The following is a 19,584-nucleotide window of genomic DNA, read 5'->3' on the forward strand; positions in this document are numbered from 1 at the left end:
CGTTCGGACGAGGACGGGCTTGCGCGGTTCCCCACCGCAACCGTCCCGACCAGGTCTAATGTGGAGAAGCGTGACTATTTGGGCCGTTCCGGTGGCGGACGGGCGGTTACCAGTGCACAGTGATCGCATGAGCGACGACGGAAGTGGTGGGCACTACTACTGGTGCACGCGACACCACCGGGTCGAGACCGATGCCGACGTGTGTCCCGCACGGCACGTTCTCGGACCGTACGCCTCAGCCGCCGACGCGGACAACGCCCTGCAGACGGTGCGGGAGCGGAACGACGCGTGGGACGCCGAGGACGCCCGTTGGGCCGGGGAGGGCCGCTAGACGGCGCGGGAGGGCCCGCGTCGAGGTGATCCGTGCTCCCGCGAGGGCGGGAGCACGTCCCCAGGAAAGGGAACCGAGATGGCCGAAGCACAGCAGGCCACCCGCCCGGCCGCGAAACGGACGACCGCGAAGAGGACCGCCGCGGGCAGGTCGACGACGGTCACCAAGGCGTCGCCGAACGCCTCGGGCGCCGGCGCCGGACGGACGCCGGCGAAGAAGGCGGTGGCGAAGAAGGCGGCCGCCAAGAAGGTCGTGTCGGCGGTCCGCGGGGCGCCGGCCACGAAGGCCACCACCAGGACGACCGCCAAGAAGACGGCCGCGAAGAAGGCTGGTACCCGGACGGCGCCGGCCGGCCGGGCCACCGCCAAGAGCGCGCCCGCCAAGAAGGCCACCGCGAAGAAGACGACGGCGAAGAAGACCACCGCGGCGAAGAAGACGACGGCCGCGAAGAAGACCACCGCCGTCCGGAAGAGCACGGCGGCGAAGTCGACTGTCACCGCGCGCAAGAGCACCACCGCGAAGAAGGCGCCGGCCCGCAGGACGACCGCGAAGAAGACGGCGGCGGCGACGAAGGCGACCGGAGCGCGGAAGGTCACCGCGGCGGCGAAGAAGACCACCGCCGCCAAGAAGACCACAGCGGCGAAGAAGGCTCCGGCGAAGAAGGCCACCGCCTCGACCCGCCCCACGGCGCGCAAGGCGGCGGCGAAGAAGGCGCCCGCGCGCAAGACCACCACCGCGCGCAAGACCACCACCACGGCGAAGAAGACCACAGCGGCCAAGAAGGCGCCCGCCCGCAAGACCACCACCGCCAAGAGCACCGCCCGGAAGGCGCCGGCCCGCCGCGCCTGACCCCCGCCGCCCTCCCGCGGGGCGCCGCACGGACACGGCGCTCGCCCCGAAGGGCGGAACGAGCGGGGCGCTGTCAGGATTGACCACGTGGTGATCCGACGCGTACTGGCGCCCCGTATCGACTTCGGCGCGCTGCGCCGCGAGCTGGGACTGCCCGAGAGCTTCCCGGCCGCGGCGCAGCGCGAGGCCGACGCGGCCGCCGCCGCGCCGCCACCGGCCGTCGCAGACCGGACCGACGTCCCGTTCGTCACCGTCGACCCGGCGACCTCGCGCGACCTCGACCAGGCCATGCACCTCGCCCGCCGTCCCGGCGGCGGCTACCGCGTCCGGTACGCGATCGCGGACGTGCTGACCCACGTACGCCTCGGCGGTGACCTGGAGGCCGAGACGTGGCGCCGGGGGCAGACGGTCTACCTGCCCGACGGCAACGTGCCGCTGCACCCGCACACGCTCAGCGAAGGAGCGGCCAGCCTGCTGCCCGACGCCGACCGGGCCGCGGTGCTCTGGACCGTCGACCTGGACGCCGACGGCGCCACCGTCGCGGTCACGCTGGAGCGGGCGCTGGTGCGCAGCCGGGCCAAGCTCGACTACGGCGGCGTGCAGCGCGACGCCGACGCCGGCCGGCTGCCCGAGCCGATCGCCCTGCTGCCCGAGATCGGGGCGCTGCTCACCGCCCGTGGCCTGAGCCGGGGCGCGATCAACCTGCCGCTGCCGGAGCAGGACGTCGAGCCCGACGGCGACGGGTGGCGGCTGGTGCTGCGCGGCCCCGGCCCGATGGAGGAGCACAACGCCCAGATCTCGCTGCTGACCGGGATGGCGGCGGCCGACATCATGCTGGCCGGGCGGATCGGGCTGCTGCGCACCATGCCCAGTCCCCGCGCGGAGGCGGTCGAGCGGCTGCGGCTGGCCGCCGGACCGCTCGGCGTGCCCTGGCCGGACGGCACCCCCGTCGGTCAGGTGCTCGACGGGCTGGACACCTCCCAGCCCCGGGTGGCCGCCTTCGTCGACCAGGCCGCCGAGCTGATGCGCGGCGCCGCGTACACCGCGTTCGACGGTGAGCTGCCCGAGCAGCCCGAGCACGGCGGGGTGGCGGCCGCGTACGCGCACGTCACGGCGCCGCTGCGGCGGCTGGCCGACCGCTACGCCACCGAGGTCTGCCTGGCGCTGCACGAGGGCCGGGAGGTGCCCGAGCAGGTCCGGGCCGCGCTGCCGAAGCTGCCCGAGGTGATGGCCACGACCGACCGGACCGCCGGCGCGGCCAGCCGCGGCGCCGTGGAACTGGCCGAGGCGGTGCTGCTCGCGCACCGGGTGGGGGAGACGTTCGAGGCGGCCGTGCTCGACGTCGACGAGCCGCGCCCGGCGGGCAACGGCCGGCCCGGCCGACCGCCCGGCGGCACGATCGCGCTGGACGAGCCGCCGGTCCGCGCCCGCTGCACCGGCGAGCTGCCGCTGGGCGAGCGCGTCCGGGTACGCCTCACCGTCGCCGACCCGGCCCAGCGCCGGGTCGCCTTCGAACGGGCCTGACCAGCGGCCATTGTCACAGCATCGGGATGCACCGCACGCCGCCCCGCTTTGCGAGGATGAGCCCATGGCTTACGACGCGACCACGCTGCCCGACGTCTCCGGGCTGACCGTCGGCATCATCGGTGGCACCGGCGACCAGGGACGAGGTCTCGCCTACCGGTTGGCCCGCGCCGGGCAGAGCGTGCTGATCGGCTCCCGCACCGCGGAGCGGGCCTCCCAGGCCGCCGCCGAGATCGCCGCCCTGCCCGGGGTGCCCGACGGCGCCATCGTCACCGGCGGCGACAACGAGGACGTGGCCCGGCGCAGCGACGTGGTGATCGTGGCGGTGCCGTGGGACGGGCACGCGGCCACCGTCGCCGCGCTCGCCGAGCCGCTGGCCGGCAAGATCGTGGTGGACTGCGTCAACCCGCTCGGCTTCGACAAGCAGGGCCCGTACGCGCTCGACGTACCAGAGGGCAGCGCGGTGCAGCAGGCCGCCGGGCTGCTGCCCGAGTCCCGGGTGTGCGCCGCGTTCAACCACGTCAGCGCGCCGCTGCTGGCCGACCCGCAGATCGACCGGATCGACCTCGACGTGCTGATCTGCACCGAGGACCGGGAGGTGGCCGGCGTGGTGGCCGCGTTGGCCGCGCGGATCCCCGGCATGCGGGGCATCTACGCCGGCCGGCTGCGCAACGCCCACCAGATCGAGGCGTTCACCGCCAACCTGATCGCGATCAACAAGCGCTACAAGGCGCACGCCGGCATCCGCGTCACCGACCTCTGAACTGCCGCGCGCCGCGCGCCGCGCGCGCGTGTTAAGAAGGGGCCCCTCCTCTACGCCAGGCGTTAAGAAGGGGCCCTTCCTTACACCCTCAGAAGGTGTGCTCGGCCGCGGGGAAATCGCCGCCGCGTACCTCGTCGGCGAACCGGCGGGTGGCGTCGGTGAGCGCGCCCGCCAGGTCGGCGTAGCGCTTCACGAAGCGGGGCGCCCGGCCGGTCCGCAGCCCGGCCATGTCCTGCCACACCAGCACCTGCCCGTCGGTGTCCGGGCCGGCCCCGATGCCGACGGTGGGGATGGCCAGCTCGGCGGTGACCCGCTTGGCGACCTCGCCCGGCACCATCTCCAGCACCACCGCGAACGCGCCCGCCTCGGCCACCGCCCGCGCGTCGGCGAGCACCTCCTCGGCCGCCTCGCCCCGGCCCTGCACCCGGTAGCCGCCGAGCGTGTGCTCGCTCTGCGGGGTGAAGCCGATGTGTGCCATCACCGGGATGCCGGCGCCGGTGATGGCCTCGATCTGGGCCGCGCAGCGCCGTCCGCCCTCCAGCTTCACCGCGTGGCAGCCGCCCTCCTTCATGAACCGCACCGCGGTGCGCAGCGCCTGCGCCGGGCCTTCCTCGTACGAGCCGAACGGCAGGTCGCCGACGATCAGCGACTGCTTCGTGGCCCGTACCACGGCGCGGACCAGCGGCAGCAGCTCCTCGGCGGTCACCGGCAGCGTGGTCTCGTAGCCGAACACGTTGTTCGCCGCCGAGTCGCCGACCAGCAGCACCGGGATGCCCGCCTGGTCGAAGATCGAGGCGGTGTACTGGTCGTACGAGGTGAGCATCGCCCAGCGCTCGCCGCGCTCCTTGGCGGCGATCAGGTCGCGGGTGCGTACCCGCCGGGTGGCCGGGCCGCCGTAGAGCGCCGTCACCTCGGCCGGGGTGGACTCCACCATGACAATCTCCTTCCTCGAGGCCGCGCACGCGGTCCCCGGGTTCCCCGCGATCGTCGCACCGGGCGACGGCCCGCGGGCAGATCGGAGTGGAGGATGTCACTCCCCCCGGCCGGGAGCGGTCAGCCGTCCTCGCGCCACCGGTTGGTGATCGGCAGCCGCCGGTCCCGCCCGAACGCCTTCATGGAGATCTTGGTGCCGGGCGCGGACTGCCGCCGCTTGTACTCGGCGGTATCCACCATCCGCAGCACCTTGTCCACCACGGCCGGGTCGTGGCCGGACTCGACCAGGCCGTCGCGGCCCAGGTCGCCGTCGACGTAGCCGATGAGGATCGGGTCGAGCACGTCGTAGTCGGGCAGCGTGTCGCTGTCGAGCTGGCCGGGGCTCAGCTCGGCCGACGGCGGCTTGCCGATCGAGTTCTCCGGGATCGGCGGCGTCTGCCCGCGCCGTGCCGCGTCGGCGTTGCGCCACTTCGCCAGCCGCCACACCAGCGTCTTCCAGACGTCCTTGACCGGGTTGTAGCCGCCCACCGAGTCGCCGTAGAGCGTCGAGTAGCCCACCGCCAGCTCGCTCTTGTTGCCGGTGGTGAGCACCAGGTGGCCCTCCTGGTTCGACAGCGCCATGAGGATCACGCCGCGTACCCGGGCCTGGAGGTTCTCCACCGCCACCCCGGACAGCGACATGTTCGCCAGGAACGTGTCCACCATCGGCTGGATCGGCTCGACCCGGTAGTCCAGGCCGGTGCGCTTGGCCAGGTCCTCCGCGTCGGTGCGGGAGTGCTCGGAGGAGTGCTGGCTGGGCATCGAGACGCCGACGACCCGCTCCGGGCCGACCGCGTCCACGGCGATGGCCGCCGCCACCGCCGAGTCGATGCCGCCGGACAGGCCGAGCACCACCGACGGGAAGCGGTTCTTGTCGACGTAGTCGCGCAGGCCCAGCACCAGCGCGTGCCACACCTCGGCCTCGTCGGCGACCGGCTCGATGATCCCGCCGTCCGCAGCCGGTCCGGGCGGCGTGGCCGGGATCGTCGCCACCTCGCCCCGGACCACCCGCATGCCGTCACTGAGCCCACCGGCCTCGCCGGGCGTCCCGGCCGCCGCCGGCAGCTCCAGGTCGTGCACCAGCAGGTGCTCGACGAACTGCGGCGCCCGGGCCAGCAGCGTGCCGTCCGCGGCGACGATCATCGAGTCGCCGTCGTAGACCAGTTCGTCCTGGCCGCCGACCATGTTCACGTACGCGATCGCGGCCCCGGCCTCGGCGGCGCGCCGGCGCACCAGCGGCAGCCGCACGTCGTCCTTGTTCAGCTCGTACGGCGAGCCGTTGATGCTCAGCACCAGCCCGACGCCGGCCTGCCGCGCCGCCGCGAAGGGCCCACCGGCCTGCCACAGGTCCTCGCAGATGGTCAGCGCCACGTCCACCCCGCCGACGCGCACCACGGTGAGCGTGTCACCGGGGACGAAGTAGCGGTCCTCGTCGAACACGCCGTAGTTGGGCAGGTGGTGCTTGAAGTAGGTGGCGACGACCTCGCCCCGGTGCAGCAGCGCCGCCGCGTTGCGGGCGCCCCTGCCCGGCTCCGCGTCGGAGCTGACCTGCGGCGGGCCGTCGGCGTCCAGGTTGCCGACCAGGACCGGCAGGTCACCGTGGCCGTCGGCGGCGAGGTCGGCGGCGAGCCGGTGCAGCGCGGCCCGGGACGCGGCCACGAACGAGCGGCGGAAGACCAGGTCCTCGACCGGGTAGCCGGTCAGCATCAGCTCGGGGAACAGGACGAGCTGGGCGCCGGAGCCGGCCGCCTGGCGGGTCCACTCGCGGACCAGGCCGGCGTTGCCGGCGAGGTCGCCTACCGTCGGGTTGACCTGGCACAGAGCGAGACGCAGGGTGGGCATGTCCTCATCTTCCCCCAGCCCTCCCGGCCGAATCCGACCGGTTGGGGCAGACAGGCGTGCCGGCCCGCGCGTCCCAGCGCGGCGGACACGGCGGGACGGCCGGCCGGGGAGGGCGTAACGTCGGCGTAACGAGCCCGGTGGAGACTGGGCGGTCAGGCCGAGCCGGCCCGGCGCCGGTGCGGACGTACGTGTAACGAGGGGTGGAAGTGGACCGTCAGCAGGAGTTCGTCCTCCGTACGCTGGAAGAGCGGGACATCCGTTTCGTCCGGCTGTGGTTCACCGATGTGCTCGGCACGCTCAAGAGCGTCTCGGTGGCCCCGGCGGAGCTGGAGGCGGCCTTCGACGAGGGCATCGGTTTCGACGGCTCCGCGATCGAGGGCTTCGCCCGGGTCTTCGAGTCGGACATGGTCGCCATGCCGGACCCGACGACGTTCCAGGTCTTCCCGTTCGAGGGCGGCGTCAGCGGCGAGAGCGCCCGGATGTTCTGCGACATCTCGCTGCCCGACGGCAGCCCGTCCTGGGCCGACCCGAGGCACGTGCTGCGCCGCATGCTCTCCCGCGCCGCGGACAAGGGCTTCACGTTCTACACCCACCCGGAGATCGAGTTCTTCCTGCTGGAGAACGGCCCGCAGGACGGCTCGGTGCCGATCCCGGTGGACACCGGCGGCTACTTCGAGCACACCACGCACGCCGTCGCGCGGGACTTCCGCCGCCAGGCGGTGCTGGCGCTGGAGCGGATCGGCATCTCGGTGGAGTACAGCCACCACGAGGTCGCCCCCGGCCAGCAGGAGATCGACCTGCGCTACGCCGACGCGCTCACCACCGCCGACAACATCATGACCTTCCGGCACGTGGTGAAGGAGGTCGCGCTCTCCACCGGCGTGCAGGCCAGCTTCATGCCGAAGCCGTTCACCGACCAGCCCGGCAACGGCATGCACACCCACCTGTCGCTGTTCGAGGGGGAGCGCAACGCGTTCCACGACGCTGGTGACCCGATGAAGCTGTCGAAGGTCGCCAAGTCGTTCATCGCCGGGCTGCTCACCCACGCGCGGGAGTACACCGCGGTGACGAACCAGTGGGTCAACTCGTACAAGCGGCTGTTCCCGCAGGCGCTGCCGGACCGGATCACCGAGAGCCCCGCGTACGTCTGCTGGGGTCACCTGAACCGGTCCGCGCTGGTGCGGGTGCCCGCGTACGGCAAGCCGAACTCGGCCCGGGTCGAGGTCCGCTCGCTGGACTCCGCGACCAACCCCTACCTGGCGTTCGCGGTGATGCTCGGCGCCGGCCTCAAGGGCATCGAGGAGGGGTACGAGCTGCCGCCGGGCGCCGAGGACGACGTCTGGTCGCTGAGCAGCGCGGAGCGCCGCGCCATGGGCTACGAGGCGCTGCCGGAGAACCTGGCCGAGGCGATCGACGTGATGGCCGGCTCCGAACTGGTCGCCGAGGTGCTCGGTGAGCACGTCTTCGACTTCTTCCTGCGCAACAAGCGGGCGGAGTGGGAGCAGTACCGCCGCGAGGTCACCCCGTACGAGCGGCAGCGCTACCTGTCTCTCTAGATCATCCTGGCGCGGTGCCGCTATCGTCTGCGGCACCGTCCCGGCACCTTCGCCGGGCGGGTGAGCCGGGGAGGCGTTGGGTGCTGGGAGACCTGCTCGACGGGGCGTGGCAGAGCATCGTGTTCGGGATCGTCGGGGTGGCGCTGATGGCCGCCGGATTCCTGCTCGTGGATGTGCTCACCCCGGGCAAGCTGCGGGAGCTGATCTGGGTACGCCGCAACGGCAACGCCGCGCTGCTGCTCGCCGCGAACCAGCTCGGCATCGCCGGCATCGTCTTCACCGCCGTGCTGACCAGCTACAGCTCGTTCACCAAGGGGCTCGCCTCCACTGTGGTCTTCGGGCTGGTCGGCCTGCTGGTGATGGCGCTGGCGTTCCTGGTGCTGGACCTGCTCACCCCGGGCCGGCTGGGCGACGTGATCGCCGCCGAGGAACCGCACCCGGCCGCCAAGGTCAGCGCCGCCACCCACTTCGGCGCCGCGCTGATCGTCTGCGCCTGCATCGCCTGAGCGGTGTCGTACCCCCGGGTTAGCGTCCGGGGGTGAACCGCACCGATCGCCTCTACGCCCTGGTCGAGGAGCTGCGGGCGGTGTCGCCGCGCCCGCGCAGCGCGAGCTGGCTGGCCCGCCGCTTCGAGGTCAGCACCCGCACCGTCGAGCGGGACATCTCCGCGTTGCAGGGCGCGGGCGTGCCGATCTGGGCCGAGCCGGGCCGCACCGGCGGCTACGTCGTCGACCGGGCGCGCACGCTCCCGCCGGTCAACCTGACGGCGGCCGAGGCGGTGGCGATGGCCGTCGCGCTGCACCGGCTCGGCGGCTCCCCGTTCGCCGCGGCGGCCGGCGCCGCGCTGCGCAAGCTGGTCGCGGTGATGCCGCCGGCCGCGGTGGCCGAGGCGCACCGGCTCGCCGGCCGGGTGCACCTGGTGGGCGACGGGCCGGGCACGCCCGTCCCGGCCGTCGTCGCCGACGCGGTCGCCGCCGGGCGGGTGCTGCGCCTGCGGTACGCCGACCGCGACGGCGCCGACTCGGCACGCGACGTGGAGCCGCTGGCCTACCTGGGCAACTCGGTGCACTGGTATCTGGTCGCCTGGTGCCGGCTGCGCGACGGTGTGCGGTGCTTCCGCACCGACCGGATCCGCTCGGTGCGTCCGCTCGCCGAGCCGGTGACCCGGGAGTGGCGTGCTGACGACCTCGACGTGCCGGTCGACCGGGTGCGCCCGCTCACGCTGGTCTGATCCCTGTGGAAACACCGACAGGACGCTGTCGTGTCCCGGTACCACGCTGATTCCTGACGACGCCGGCCGACCGCCGGCGCGAACCTCAGGAGGAAGCATGTCCAGCACGCCCGTGACCTGGTTCGAGATCAGCTCCGACCGCCCGGACGAGGCGCAGCGGTTCTACGCCGACCTGTTCGGCTGGAGTTTCGAGGAGCAGGGCGGCCCGGCCGGGTCGTACCGGCAGACGACCGCCGGCGGTGAGCGGGGGATCGGCGGCGCGATCCGGGGCACCGACGCCGGCAACTACGCGATCTTCTACGCCGAGGTGGCGGACGTCGCGGAGATCTGCCGCCGGGCCGAGGCGACCGGCGGCGTCGTGGTGACGGGGCCGGTTACCACGCCGGCCGGTCTGGTTCGGGCTCTGTTGCGCGACCCGTCGGGCAACCTGCTCGGCGTCTTCACCCCGCCGGCCGGCGGCTGACCCCGGTCCGTCCACCCGTGGCGGCCGGCCACCGTGGAGCGACGGCGGGCGAGAGACCGGTCGATGTCGGGTCCGGTGATCGCCGGAGAGGATCTTGGATGCGCCCCCTACCTCGGGTTATGTTCAAGATCCTCCGAGTCGGACGGCCAACACCGGCCGGCTCGCACAGTCAGGAGAAGCGTATGACCAACGACGGCCACCCCTCTTCCCCCGCCACGGACATCACCGGATCCACTGTGAACCGACGCCGCATGCTGACCATCGCTCTCGGTGGCGCCGCCACCGTGGCCCTGCCCGCGCCGGCCTGGGCGGCCGACGACAAGCGCCCCGGATCGAGCCGGAAGCCGGCGCTCACGTCGGACGATCGCAAGATCATCGCCCAGGTCTCGGCCGAGCGGGCGCTGGCGCACCTGCGCGTCCTCAGCGAGGAGATCGGGCCGCGTATCGGCGGGACCGCCTCGGAGCGGCGTGCCGCCGACTACATCGCCAAGCAGCTCGACCGCCTCGGCTACCAGGTTCGGCTGGAGCCGTTCGCGGTGGCGGACAAGTTCCTCGCCCAGCTCGCCTCGCCGGCCGGGCTGCCCACCGACCTGAACTGGCAGGCCGGCGCCTCCCCGCAGGCCGCGCTGGACACCACAGTCCAGGGTGACGTGGTGGACGTGGGCGCGGGTGCTGAAGAGAACTACCCGGCGAGCGTCACCGGCCAGATCGTGCTCGTCGACTACGTGGCCGCCCGGCGCGAGCAGTTGGTCGCCACCGCTGTGGCGCGCGGCGCGGCCGCCGTGGTGTTCCTCGCCGCCGACGGGGTGCCGCCCCGGCGCAGCAGCGCGTTCTCGCCGACCCTGCCGGGCTCGGCGGGCACGCCGGTACCGATCCCGGTGGTCGGCGTCGCGCAGGTGCAGAAGGAGCGGCTGCGTGCCCTGCTCGCGGCCGGGCGGCTCACGCTCACGATCTCCACCGTCGCGCACCGCAACCTGACGTCCCACAACGTCATCGCGGAGCGGGTCGGGCGGTCCGGCGCGAACGGGCCGGTCGTCATGGTCAGCGCCCACTACGACACTGTCATCGGCGCCCCCGGCGCCAACGACGACGGTTCCGGCACGGTGCTCTGCCTCGAACTGGCCCGGGTGATGAAGGCGATCCCGGTCGACGCCACCCTGCGGTTCGCGCTGTGGGGCTCGGAGGAGCAGGGCCTGCTCGGCTCGCGTCACCACGTCCGGCAGCTCCCGCAGGCCGAGCGGGACCGCTTCCTGGCGGTGTACCAGAACGACATGGTCGCCACGAGCTGGGACCCGGCCACCCTCTACTGGCTGCTGTCCTTCACCGGCCAGTCCAACCGGGCCACCGACGAGGTGGCCGCCGCCGGTGTACGCCTCGGCTACGACCCGCGGATGTCGCCGGTGACGCAGCGCGGCTCCAGCGACCACCAGTCCTTCCAGGAGGTCGGCATCGCCAGCGCCAACTTCTCCTGGCGGGGTGAGACGAGCCCGGCGCTGCTGGAGCCGCCGTACCACACCCCGGAGGACACCATCGCCAAGAACATCAGCCTCGAGCGACTCCAGGTCTCCCTCGAACTGATCGGCTGCGCCGCGTACGCGACAGCTCGCTGATTTACTGCCGTCCCCGTGCCGCCGGCCGCGGTGTCACGGGGACGGCGACCGGCGCCGCACCGGGGAGTCCCGGTGCGGCGCCTCTGTCCCGCCCGCCTGGTGTCAGGCGGTGGCCTCGCCGGCGCCGGTCACGAGGAGGGCCGGCCGGCGGGAAACGGCGTGGCCGTGCGGTCACTTGCCGTCCGGGCCGCCCTTGCCGCGCTCGCCGTGCGGGCCGCCCTTGCCGTCGTGGCCGGGGCCACCCGGGAACACGCCCGCCTCGGCGGCCTTGAGCACCGCGTCGGCCTGCTCCTGGGTGAGCTTGCCGTCGGTGACGGCCTGGTCCAGGCGCTCCTTCAGCGCGGCCTGCCGGTCCTCGGTCGACGGCCGCTCCGGCCGCTCCGGGCGGTCGCCCTGCCGCTGCTCGTGCAGCTTCTCCAGCGCCGCGGTGACCTTGTCGGTCGACACGCCCAGCTCCTTGGCGAGCGCCTCGGCGAACTCGGCCTGCCGGTCGGCGTGCTTCTGGCGGCGTTCGTCACCCTGGTCGGTGCTGCTGGCGCTCGAGGACGGCTTCGGGTTCTTGTCGTCGGCGAGCGCCACCGTCGGGGCGGCGATCCCGACGCCGAGCACGCCGGCAGCGGCCAGGCCGGCCAGCAGGTGCTTCTTCGACATCGTGCGGATCATGCGATTCTCCTGTTCGGTGGTGGTGCGATGACGTCACCGACAGTGAGCCCCGGAACTGAGGGCAACCCGTGGCGAACCTGTCAGCAGGCTGGCAATCCCGTCCGGAAGGCCCGTTTTATTCGTGTTGCCGGTGTGCCGGAGCGCCCGCGAGGCTGGGCGAAACCCGACGAAAGGCCACGCCATGACACAGCCTGCCATCCGCGAGATCCCGCTCACCGGGCCGGGCTCCGGCCCGTACTCGATCACGGTCGGGTCCGACGGCGCGCTCTGGCTGGCGCTGGCCGGCTCCGGCGGCGTCGCCCGGCTCGGCCCCGACGGTGAGGTGCGGACCTACCGCGACGACCCACCCGGCAGCCGCCCGCTGATCATCCTCGGCGGCCCCGACGGCGCACTCTGGTACACCCGGTCGGGCGACGACCGGCTCGGCCGGATCACCGTCGACGGCGAGACCGGCTCGGTGGCGCTGCCGCCCGGCTGCGGCCCGTGCGGGCTGGCGGTGGGCCCGGACGGCGCGCTCTGGTACGCCGGCATGAACGACGACACGGCCGGCCGGGTGAGCGTCGACGGGGAGGTGACGTCCGTCCCGCTGCCGGTGGAGAAGGGCTTCCCGTCGATGCTCGCGGCCGGGCCGGACGACGCGCTCTGGCTCACGCTCAACCAGGCGAACGCGATCGCCCGGATCGACCTGGACGGATCGGTGACGCTGCATCCGCTGCCCACCGAGGCGGCCGGGCCGGTCGGCATCACCCGGGGTGTCGACGGCGCGCTCTGGTTCGTCGAGATCGCCGCCGGGCAGGTCGGCCGGATCACGCCGGACGGGCGGATCGACGAGTTCCCGCTGCCGGACCGCGCGGCACGCCCGCACGCGATCGTCGCCGACCCGGCCGGCGGCTGCTGGTTCACCGAGTGGGGCGCCAACCGCATCGCCCACATCGACCCCGACGGCCACCACACCGCCCACGATCTGCCCACCCCCGCGTCCGAACCCCACGGCCTGACGGTCACCCCCGACGGCACGGTCTGGGCAGCCCTGGAGATCGGCGCGGTAGCCCACCTCACCCCGCCCGCGCCGCGTTGATCATGAGGTTGGCGGCAGTTGTGGATCTCTGAACTGCCGCTAACTTCATGATCGCCGGGCCTCGGCCTCGGCCTCGGCTTCAGCGGACGGCGGCGGTCACCGTCAGGGTGCCTGTGGTGGCGTCCAGGACCGCGGGGGTGTTCACCGGGACGGTGAGCTGGTCGGGGCCGTGGCCGACGGGCAGGCCGCCGAGCACCGGAACGCCCAGGTCGCCCAGGCGGTCGGTGAGCACGTCCACGACAGTGGTGTCCCAGCCGTCCGCGCACTCGGTGAACTGGCCCACCGCCACCCCGGCGATGCCGTCCAGCGCGCCGCAGCGGCGCAGGTGGGTGAGCATCCGGTCGATCTTGTACGGCGGCTCCTGCACCTCCTCGACCAGCAGGATCGCACCGGTCAGGTCCGGCATGTCCGGCGTGCCGATCGACGCGGTGATCAGGCACAGGTTGCCGCCGATCAGCCGGCCCTCGGCCCGGCCGGGCACCCGCACCGGGTACGTCTCCTCCGCCTCGACCGCCGCCACCGTCACCGGCTCGGCGCTGGTCAGCGCGGCGTGCAGCGACTCCGCCGAGCGGAGCGGGGTGCGCTCGTCCCGCCACGCCGCCCCCGGGCCGTGCACCCCGGCCAGGCGGGCGCCCCGCCAGAGCGCGAACTGCAACGCGGTGATGTCGGAGAACCCGGCCACCACCTTCGGGTCCCGGCGTACCGCCGCCATGTCGATCAGGTCCACCACCCGCTGCGCGCCGTAGCCGCCCCGCGTGCAGATCACCCCACGGATCTCCGGGTCGGCGAACGCCGCGTTCAGGTCCGCGGCCCGCAGCGCGTCGTCGCCGGCCAGGTAACCGCGCCGGGCGTACGCGTTCGGCGCGGGCACCGGACGCAGCCCCCAGCCGGTGAGCAGTTCGATGCCACGGGCCACCCGCTCGGGACGGGTCGGTCCGGACGGGGACACCAGCATCACCGCGTCGCCGGGACGCAGGGCCGGTGGGCGCAGGCAGTCGTCGGGCACGATCGCGAGCCTAGGGCCTGCCGGACCGTGCCCTGTCGGCCGCACCGGTTAGCCTCGACGTCGTGGCGACCGCGCTGGTGATCGAGAACGACCCGACCGACGACCTCCGCCGCCTGGGGGAGTGGCTCACCGAAGGGGGCCTGGAACTGCGCGTGCTGCGTCCGCACGCCGGTGACGCGCTCCCCGCCGACCTGGAGGGATACGCCGCGCTGGTGGTGCTCGGCGGCGACCAGCAGGCGTACCCGGGGTCCGACGGCGCCCCCGGCGCGCCCTGGTTCCCGGCGCTGGAGGGGCTGCTGCGCAAGGCGGTCCGCCAGCGGGTGCCCACGCTCGCGATCTGTCTCGGCGCGCAACTGCTCGCCACCGCGCACGCCGGCCTGGTCGAGCGCAGCCCGTCCGGGCCGGAGATCGGCCCGGCCCTGGTGGGCCGGCGCGACGCCGCCGAGGACGATCCGCTGTTCCGGTACGTGCCGCTGATGCCCGACGTGCTCCAGTGGCACGCCGACGAGATCACCGAGCTGCCGCACGGCGCGACGCTGCTGGCCGCGTCCACCCGCTACCCGCACCAGGCGTTCCGCCTCGGTGACCGGGCCTGGGGCCTGCAGTTCCACATCGAGTGCGACACCGCGATGATCGCCGAGTGGTCCCGCGACTCGGCGGTGCTGGCCGAGCTGGACTACGACCCGGAACTGGTGGTGGCCGCCTGCGACCGGGTGATGGCCGACGTCGAGGAGGCGTGGCAGCCGTTCGCGATCCGGTTCGCCGCGCTCGCGCTCGGCGAACTCGGCGACGACAACCCGCGCCGCAGCCTGCCGCTGCTCGGGGCCTGACGGTGACCCGGCCGGCCCGCGGACGCCTGGCCCGCTACGGATTCGCCGAGGGGGACGGCGCCACGCGCGCCGCCGACCTGCTCGGCCCGGACGGGCTCGACCTGTGGCGGCCCGAGACGCAGGAGCCGGCCGACGAACGCGCCGCCGAACTGCTCGCCGCGCTGTCCCGCGCCGCCGACCCGGATCTGGCGCTGCGTCAGCTGCACCGGCTGGTCGAGTCCGAGCGGCGCTCCGGCGACGAGGTGGCCGTACGCGACGCGCTGGCCGCCGACCCCGGGCTGCGCCGCCGCCTGATCGCGGTGCTCGGCGCCTCCTCCGCGCTCGGCGACCACCTGGTCGCCAACCCCGGGCAGTGGGCGGTGCTGGCCACCGAGCCGGACGGGCTCGCCCCCACCGCGGACGGTCGGCTCGACCTGAGCGTGGCCGCCCGGCTCACCACCATGACCGGCGCGGTCCCGCTGCTGCGGCAGGCGTACCGTCTCGCGCTGTTGCGGATCGCGGCGGCCGACCTGACCGGCGGGCGCGGCCTGGAGCAGACCATGGCGGCGCTGTCCGGGCTGGCCGACGCCACGCTGGCCGCCGCCTACGACATCGCCGCCGACGAGCTGCCGGAGGGCACGCCGCGTCCCCGCCTGGCCGTGGTGGCGATGGGCAAGTGCGGCGGCGACGAGCTGAACTACGTCTCCGACGTCGACGTCATCTTCGTCTCCGCCACCGACGACGACCTGCCCGCCGCGACCCAGATCGCCACCCGGCTGATCCAGATCTGCGGGCTGGTGGCCTGGCCGGTCGACGCGGCGCTGCGCCCCGAGGGCAACCGGGGCCCGCTGGTCCGCACGCTCGCCAGCCACCTCGCCTACTACAAGCGCTGGGCCCGCACCTGGGAGTTCCAGGCGCTGCTCAAGGCCCGCCCGGCCGCCGGTGACCTGGAGCTGGCCCGGGAGTGGATCGAGGCGCTCGCCCCGCTCGTCTGGACCGCCGCCGAACGGCCCGAGGCGGTCGAGGACGTCCGGTCCATGCGCCGCAAGATCCTCGACAACGTGCCGCCGAAGGAGCTGGAACGCGAGATCAAGCGCGGTCCGGGCGGGCTGCGCGACATCGAGTTCGCCGTCCAGCTGCTCCAGCTCGTACACGGCCGGGGCGACGAGTCGCTGCGGGTGCCGGGCACCGTGCCGGCGCTGCGCGCGCTCGTGGCCGGCGGCTACGTGGGCCGCGCCGACGGGGAGGCGCTGCTGCGCGGCTACCGCTTCCTGCGCGCCGTCGAGCACCGGCTCCAGCTCCAGGCCCTGCGCCGCACCCACACCGTGCCGACCGAACCGGCCGCGCTGCGCTGGCTCGCCGCCGCGCTCGGCTACGTGGCCACGCCGGGCCGCAGCGCCGTCGAGGAGTTCCGCGCCGAGTGGGTCACCCACGCCGCCGAGGTACGCCGGCTGCACGCCAAACTGCTCTACCGGCCGCTGCTGGAATCCGTGGCCCGGGTCCCGGCCGAAGGGCTGCGGCTCACGCCCGAGGCGGCCCGGCACCGGCTGGAGGTGCTCGGCTTCGCCGACCCGGCCGGCGCGCTGCGGCACCTGCAGGCGCTCACCGGCGGTGTCAGCCGTACCGCCGCGATCCAGCGCACGCTGCTGCCGGTGCTGCTCGACGAGTTCGCCGACGCCCCCGAGCCGGACCGCGGTCTGCTCAACTACCGGCAGGTGTCCGACAAGCTCGGCAGCACACCGTGGTACCTGCGCCTGCTGCGCGACTCCGGCCCGGTGGCGCGCCGCCTGGCCCGGGTGCTCTCCTCGTCCCGGTACGCGGCCGACATGCTGTCCCGCGAGCCGGAGGCGCTGCGGCTGCTCGCCGAGGACAGCGAACTGACCCCGCGCCCGCGCGAGACGCTCGTCGACGGGTTCGCCGCGGCCGCTGCCCGGCACGACGACCCGGTCGAGGCGATCCGGGCGGTCCGTGCGCTGCGCCGCCGGGAACTGGTCCGCATCGCCGCCGCCGACGTGCTCAGCCGCGCCGGCTCACTCGCGCCGCTCACCCCGCGCCCGGTCGGCGGCGGCGAGCGGCGGCCCACAGTGGTCGACGTGACGGCGGTGGGTACCGCGCTGTCCCACGTCGCCGACGCCACGCTGGCCGCCGCGCTGCGCGCCGCCCGTACCGTCCACCCCGGACCGCCCGGCCTGCGCTTCGCGGTGATCGGCATGGGCCGGCTCGGGGGGTACGAGTCCAACTACCTCTCCGACGCCGACGTGCTGTTCGTCTACGACCCGCCGCCCGGCGTGGACGAGAGCACCGCGAGCGCGGCGGCGCAGGCCATCGCCGAGGAGTTGCGCCGGCTGCTGTCCGCGCCCGCCCCCGACCCGCCGCTCGGTGTGGACGCCGACCTGCGCCCCGAGGGCCGGCAGGGCCCGCTGGTACGCAGCCTCGCCGCGTACGCCCAGTACTACGCGCGCTGGTCGCGGGTGTGGGAGGCGCAGGCGCTGCTGCGGGCCCGGTTCGTCTGCGGCGACGCCGACCTGGGCGCCGAGTTCGAGGCGATGATCGAGCCGGTGCGCTACCCGGCCGACGGGCTGACCCGCGAGCAGGTCATCGAGATCCGCCGGATCAAGGCGCGGGTGGAAACCGAGCGGCTGCCCCGGGGCGCCGACCCGGCCACCCACACCAAGCTGGGCCGGGGCGGGCTCGCCGACGTCGAGTGGGCCGTGCAGCTGCTCCAGCTCCGGTACGCCGGCCGGATCCCCGAGCTGCGCGGCACCCGTACGCTCGACGCCCTGACCGCCGCCCGCGACGCCGGCCTGCTCGACGCCACCGACGCCGCCGAGCTGGCCGCCGGCTGGACGCTCGCCGCCGAGGTGCGCGACGCGCTGATGCTGGTACGCGGCCGGGCCGGTGACCAGTTGCCCCGGCACGGGGTGGAGCTGGCCGGGGTGGTGCGGCTGCTGGGGCGCGAGGACCAGGGCGAGTTCCTCGACGAGTACCTGCGAACGGGCCGCCACTCCCGCACAGTCGTCCAGCGGATCCTCGAGTCCCCCCTCTAGCCCTCCCGTCCCACCTCCCCTGGGCGTTGATCTTGCACTTGCGGCCCCGACGAAAGGGGCATATGCGGCTCTCGATGGGCCGCAACCGCAAGATCGACGGTGATCAAGGGCGGGGGGAGGGGGTGGGTCAGCTGGTGAGGGTGTAGGTGCCGGCTCGGGGGACCGTCACCGTGGTCCACTTGCCGTCTCGGGTGACTGTGGCGTTGTGGGAGGCGGTGAGCCAGGGGGTGTGGCGGACCCGGATCGGGATCGGGCCGGGGGCGGGGGCGCGGAAGGTGATCGAGGCGCCGTCCTGGCTGATCAGCTCACCCGGCGCGCCGACCAGCGGCGTGGGGTCGGCGACCGCGTACAGCTTCCAGTGCCGGTCCGACCAGACTTCGGTCAGGTACGGCAGGCCCGTCTCCACCAGCTCCGCCTCGGATCGCCCCACCCAGGAGAACTCGGCGTCGGGCACTGCCACGTACTGCACCGCGTTGTCGGCCAGCCAGTCCCGGTAGGTGACGGGGGTCAGCGGAATGCCGGTGCCGTCCGCGCCGGGCACCGTGGTGAAGAACAGCGGATTGCGGTCGATGTCGGCCTGCCGCAGCCAGCCCCGGGCCAGCGGCACCTCGCCCATCCGGGCCGCCTCCCAGTAGTTGCGGGTCGGCGGCACCTCCACCCGTCCGGTGAGCCCGCGCCGGGCCAGTTCCGCGCGCAGCGGCGCGAAGTACGCCGGCTCGGCCGTCGGATCGTCGGCGCTGCGCAGGTCGGCGGTGACCACCGGCGGCTGCCACCAGCAGACGGCAGCGAGCAGCGCGGCCAGCCCGGCCGCACCGGCGGTCCGGGGCAACCGGGGGATGCCCAGCCTCGCCGGTGGCGTCGCCGCGGCGGCCAGCAGCGGCAGCGCGAACATCACCACCAGGCGGGTGGCGTTCAGCCCGACCGGGGTGGGCAGCAACGCCGACGCCAGCACCCCGGCCGCGGACAGCAGCGCGCCCACCCGCACCGGCCGGTACGTCACGAGCGCCGCGACCAGCAGGCTCGTCACCACGGCGTGCACGGTGTCGGTGCGGCTGATGTTCATCCAGCCACCCTCGCCGAACAGCAGCCCGGTCACGGCGAGCGGTCCGGCCGCGGGTACGGCGAGCAGCAGGCCGTCGGCGTACCGGCGGCTCAGCAGCAGCGCGACGCCGGCGAGCCCGACGAACAGCCCGGCCACCGGGCTGGCCGCGGAGGCGAGCAGCGCGGCGACAACGGCGGCGACGGCCGCCCAGACGCTCCGGCCCGCCCAGATGCCGACGGGGGAGGCCGGCGCGCCGGGGCCGGCCGGACCAGCAGCGGCACCGGCCGCACCGGCATCGGTACCGGAGGCGTCGACGGCGGCTCCACGTCGGGCGGGCACGGTGAGCGCGAGCAGCGCGGCCAGGCCGAACGCGACGCCGAGGGCGTACGTGACCCGGCCTGACACCAGGTTGCCGGCGATCGTGACCACGCCGACCAGGCTGCCGAGCAGCGGTCGGGGCACCCGGGTCCGCACCAGCAGGGCGGCGAACGCGGTGGCGGAGGCGAGCAGGGCGAGCGCGCCGGTGACGCGTACGCCGAGCAGTGCCATCAGCGGCGGCGAGACGAGGCTGTAGCCCCACGGGTGCACGCCGCCGTACCAGCGCAGGTCGACCAGGGCGGACGGGTGCGCGGCGAAGAAGTCGGCGCGGGCGACCTGGGCGGACAGGTCCGAGCCGGTGACCGGCAGCGTGAGGTGGAGCACGGCGAGGACGAGCGCGAACGCGGCGGACACCGCCACCACCCGACCGCCCCGCATGCCCACCTCCTGATCGCGAACCACCGTACTGGCAGCATGTCG

Annotated in this window: 16 protein-coding genes and 2 pseudogenes; 12 read left to right on the plus strand and 6 right to left on the minus strand. The window is 74.2% G+C overall.

The annotated features are described in order from the left end of the window. Window positions 1-127 precede the first annotated feature (127 nt). The 4 genes from A4R25_RS24970 to npdG all read left to right on the plus strand — a co-directional run bounded on the left by A4R25_RS24970 (window position 128) and on the right by npdG (window position 3,467). A complete protein-coding gene (locus A4R25_RS24970) occupies window positions 128-331 on the plus strand; it encodes a hypothetical protein (protein ID WP_018787041.1) in 204 nt (67 codons plus the stop codon). A 78-nt stretch (window positions 332-409) separates the two neighbouring features. Beyond that, complete coding sequence (locus A4R25_RS30830; protein WP_082931132.1) at window positions 410-1,180, plus strand: histone; 771 nt, start codon at window positions 410-412, stop codon at window positions 1,178-1,180. A gap of 87 nt (window positions 1,181-1,267) precedes the next feature. Further along, window positions 1,268-2,704: an RNB domain-containing ribonuclease gene (locus tag A4R25_RS24980; protein WP_064448277.1), complete on the plus strand. Its 1,437-nt coding sequence runs from the start codon at window positions 1,268-1,270 to the stop codon at window positions 2,702-2,704. Window positions 2,705-2,768: 64 nt separating this feature from the next. After that, window positions 2,769-3,467 carry an NADPH-dependent F420 reductase gene (gene npdG, locus A4R25_RS24985; RefSeq protein WP_064448278.1) on the plus strand — a complete coding sequence of 233 codons (699 nt, stop codon included), beginning with the start codon at window positions 2,769-2,771 and terminating at the stop codon, window positions 3,465-3,467. Window positions 3,468-3,555: 88 nt separating this feature from the next. On the opposite strand, the gene panB is transcribed toward npdG, so the two are convergent. Both panB and A4R25_RS24995 read right to left on the minus strand, forming a co-directional pair. Next, on the minus strand, window positions 3,556-4,401 hold the full coding sequence (panB, locus tag A4R25_RS24990; protein WP_043329285.1) for a 3-methyl-2-oxobutanoate hydroxymethyltransferase: 846 nt from the start codon (window positions 4,399-4,401) through the stop codon (window positions 3,556-3,558). Window positions 4,402-4,520: 119 nt separating this feature from the next. Further along, on the minus strand, window positions 4,521-6,281 hold the full coding sequence (locus A4R25_RS24995) for an NAD+ synthase (RefSeq protein WP_064448279.1): 1,761 nt from the start codon (window positions 6,279-6,281) through the stop codon (window positions 4,521-4,523). Between the two features lie 206 nt (window positions 6,282-6,487). Between A4R25_RS24995 and glnA the strand changes: the two genes are divergently transcribed. The 5 genes from glnA (at window position 6,488) to A4R25_RS25020 (ending at window position 11,141) form a co-directional block, all read left to right on the plus strand. Continuing rightward, a complete protein-coding gene (gene glnA / locus A4R25_RS25000; protein ID WP_036344036.1) occupies window positions 6,488-7,837 on the plus strand; it encodes a type I glutamate--ammonia ligase in 1,350 nt (449 codons plus the stop codon). Between the two features lie 80 nt (window positions 7,838-7,917). After that, window positions 7,918-8,343: a DUF350 domain-containing protein gene (locus A4R25_RS25005; protein ID WP_043329290.1), complete on the plus strand. Its 426-nt coding sequence runs from the start codon at window positions 7,918-7,920 to the stop codon at window positions 8,341-8,343. Window positions 8,344-8,375: 32 nt separating this feature from the next. After that, window positions 8,376-9,068: a YafY family protein gene (locus tag A4R25_RS25010; RefSeq protein WP_043329292.1), complete on the plus strand. Its 693-nt coding sequence runs from the start codon at window positions 8,376-8,378 to the stop codon at window positions 9,066-9,068. Window positions 9,069-9,165: 97 nt separating this feature from the next. After that, entirely contained in the window at window positions 9,166-9,531 is a 366-nt protein-coding gene (locus A4R25_RS25015; RefSeq protein ID WP_064448280.1) for a VOC family protein, read from the plus strand. Between the two features lie 251 nt (window positions 9,532-9,782). Continuing rightward, window positions 9,783-11,141 (plus strand): M28 family peptidase, encoded by a 1,359-nt coding sequence (locus A4R25_RS25020; RefSeq protein WP_231915624.1) that lies wholly within the window; start codon window positions 9,783-9,785, stop codon window positions 11,139-11,141. 171 nt (window positions 11,142-11,312) lie between these two features. On the opposite strand, the gene A4R25_RS25025 is transcribed toward A4R25_RS25020, so the two are convergent. Beyond that, entirely contained in the window at window positions 11,313-11,804 is a 492-nt protein-coding gene (locus tag A4R25_RS25025) for a hypothetical protein (protein ID WP_043329298.1), read from the minus strand. Window positions 11,805-11,985: 181 nt separating this feature from the next. Between A4R25_RS25025 and A4R25_RS25030 the strand changes: the two genes are divergently transcribed. Next, window positions 11,986-12,882 (plus strand): hypothetical protein, encoded by an 897-nt coding sequence (locus A4R25_RS25030; RefSeq protein ID WP_064448282.1) that lies wholly within the window; start codon window positions 11,986-11,988, stop codon window positions 12,880-12,882. Between the two features lie 79 nt (window positions 12,883-12,961). Here A4R25_RS25030 and A4R25_RS25035 read toward each other — a convergent pair whose 3' ends face one another. Beyond that, window positions 12,962-13,837, minus strand: coding sequence for an LD-carboxypeptidase (locus A4R25_RS25035; RefSeq protein WP_205797432.1), 876 nt, complete (start codon window positions 13,835-13,837; stop codon window positions 12,962-12,964). A 113-nt stretch (window positions 13,838-13,950) separates the two neighbouring features. Here A4R25_RS25035 and A4R25_RS25040 point away from each other — a divergent pair, with 113 nt between their 5' ends. Together A4R25_RS25040 and A4R25_RS25045 are read left to right on the plus strand one after the other, a co-directional pair. After that, on the plus strand, window positions 13,951-14,718 hold the full coding sequence (locus A4R25_RS25040; protein ID WP_030504183.1) for a type 1 glutamine amidotransferase: 768 nt from the start codon (window positions 13,951-13,953) through the stop codon (window positions 14,716-14,718). Between the two features lie 2 nt (window positions 14,719-14,720). Beyond that, complete coding sequence (locus A4R25_RS25045; RefSeq protein WP_064448283.1) at window positions 14,721-17,744, plus strand: bifunctional [glutamine synthetase] adenylyltransferase/[glutamine synthetase]-adenylyl-L-tyrosine phosphorylase; 3,024 nt, start codon at window positions 14,721-14,723, stop codon at window positions 17,742-17,744. A 127-nt stretch (window positions 17,745-17,871) separates the two neighbouring features. Here the strand turns inward: A4R25_RS25045 and A4R25_RS32250 are convergent. Both A4R25_RS32250 and A4R25_RS32255 read right to left on the minus strand, forming a co-directional pair. Next, window positions 17,872-18,546: pseudogene (locus tag A4R25_RS32250) on the minus strand (hypothetical protein); the annotation flags it as partial. 57 nt (window positions 18,547-18,603) lie between these two features. Continuing rightward, a pseudogene (locus tag A4R25_RS32255) lies at window positions 18,604-19,542 on the minus strand (hypothetical protein); the annotation flags it as partial. Window positions 19,543-19,584: the final 42 nt, after the last annotated feature.

Origin of the sequence: Micromonospora sp. NBRC 110037, from assembly GCF_001652995.1 — a bacterium.
GTDB lineage: Bacteria > Actinomycetota > Actinomycetes > Mycobacteriales > Micromonosporaceae > Micromonospora > Micromonospora chalcea.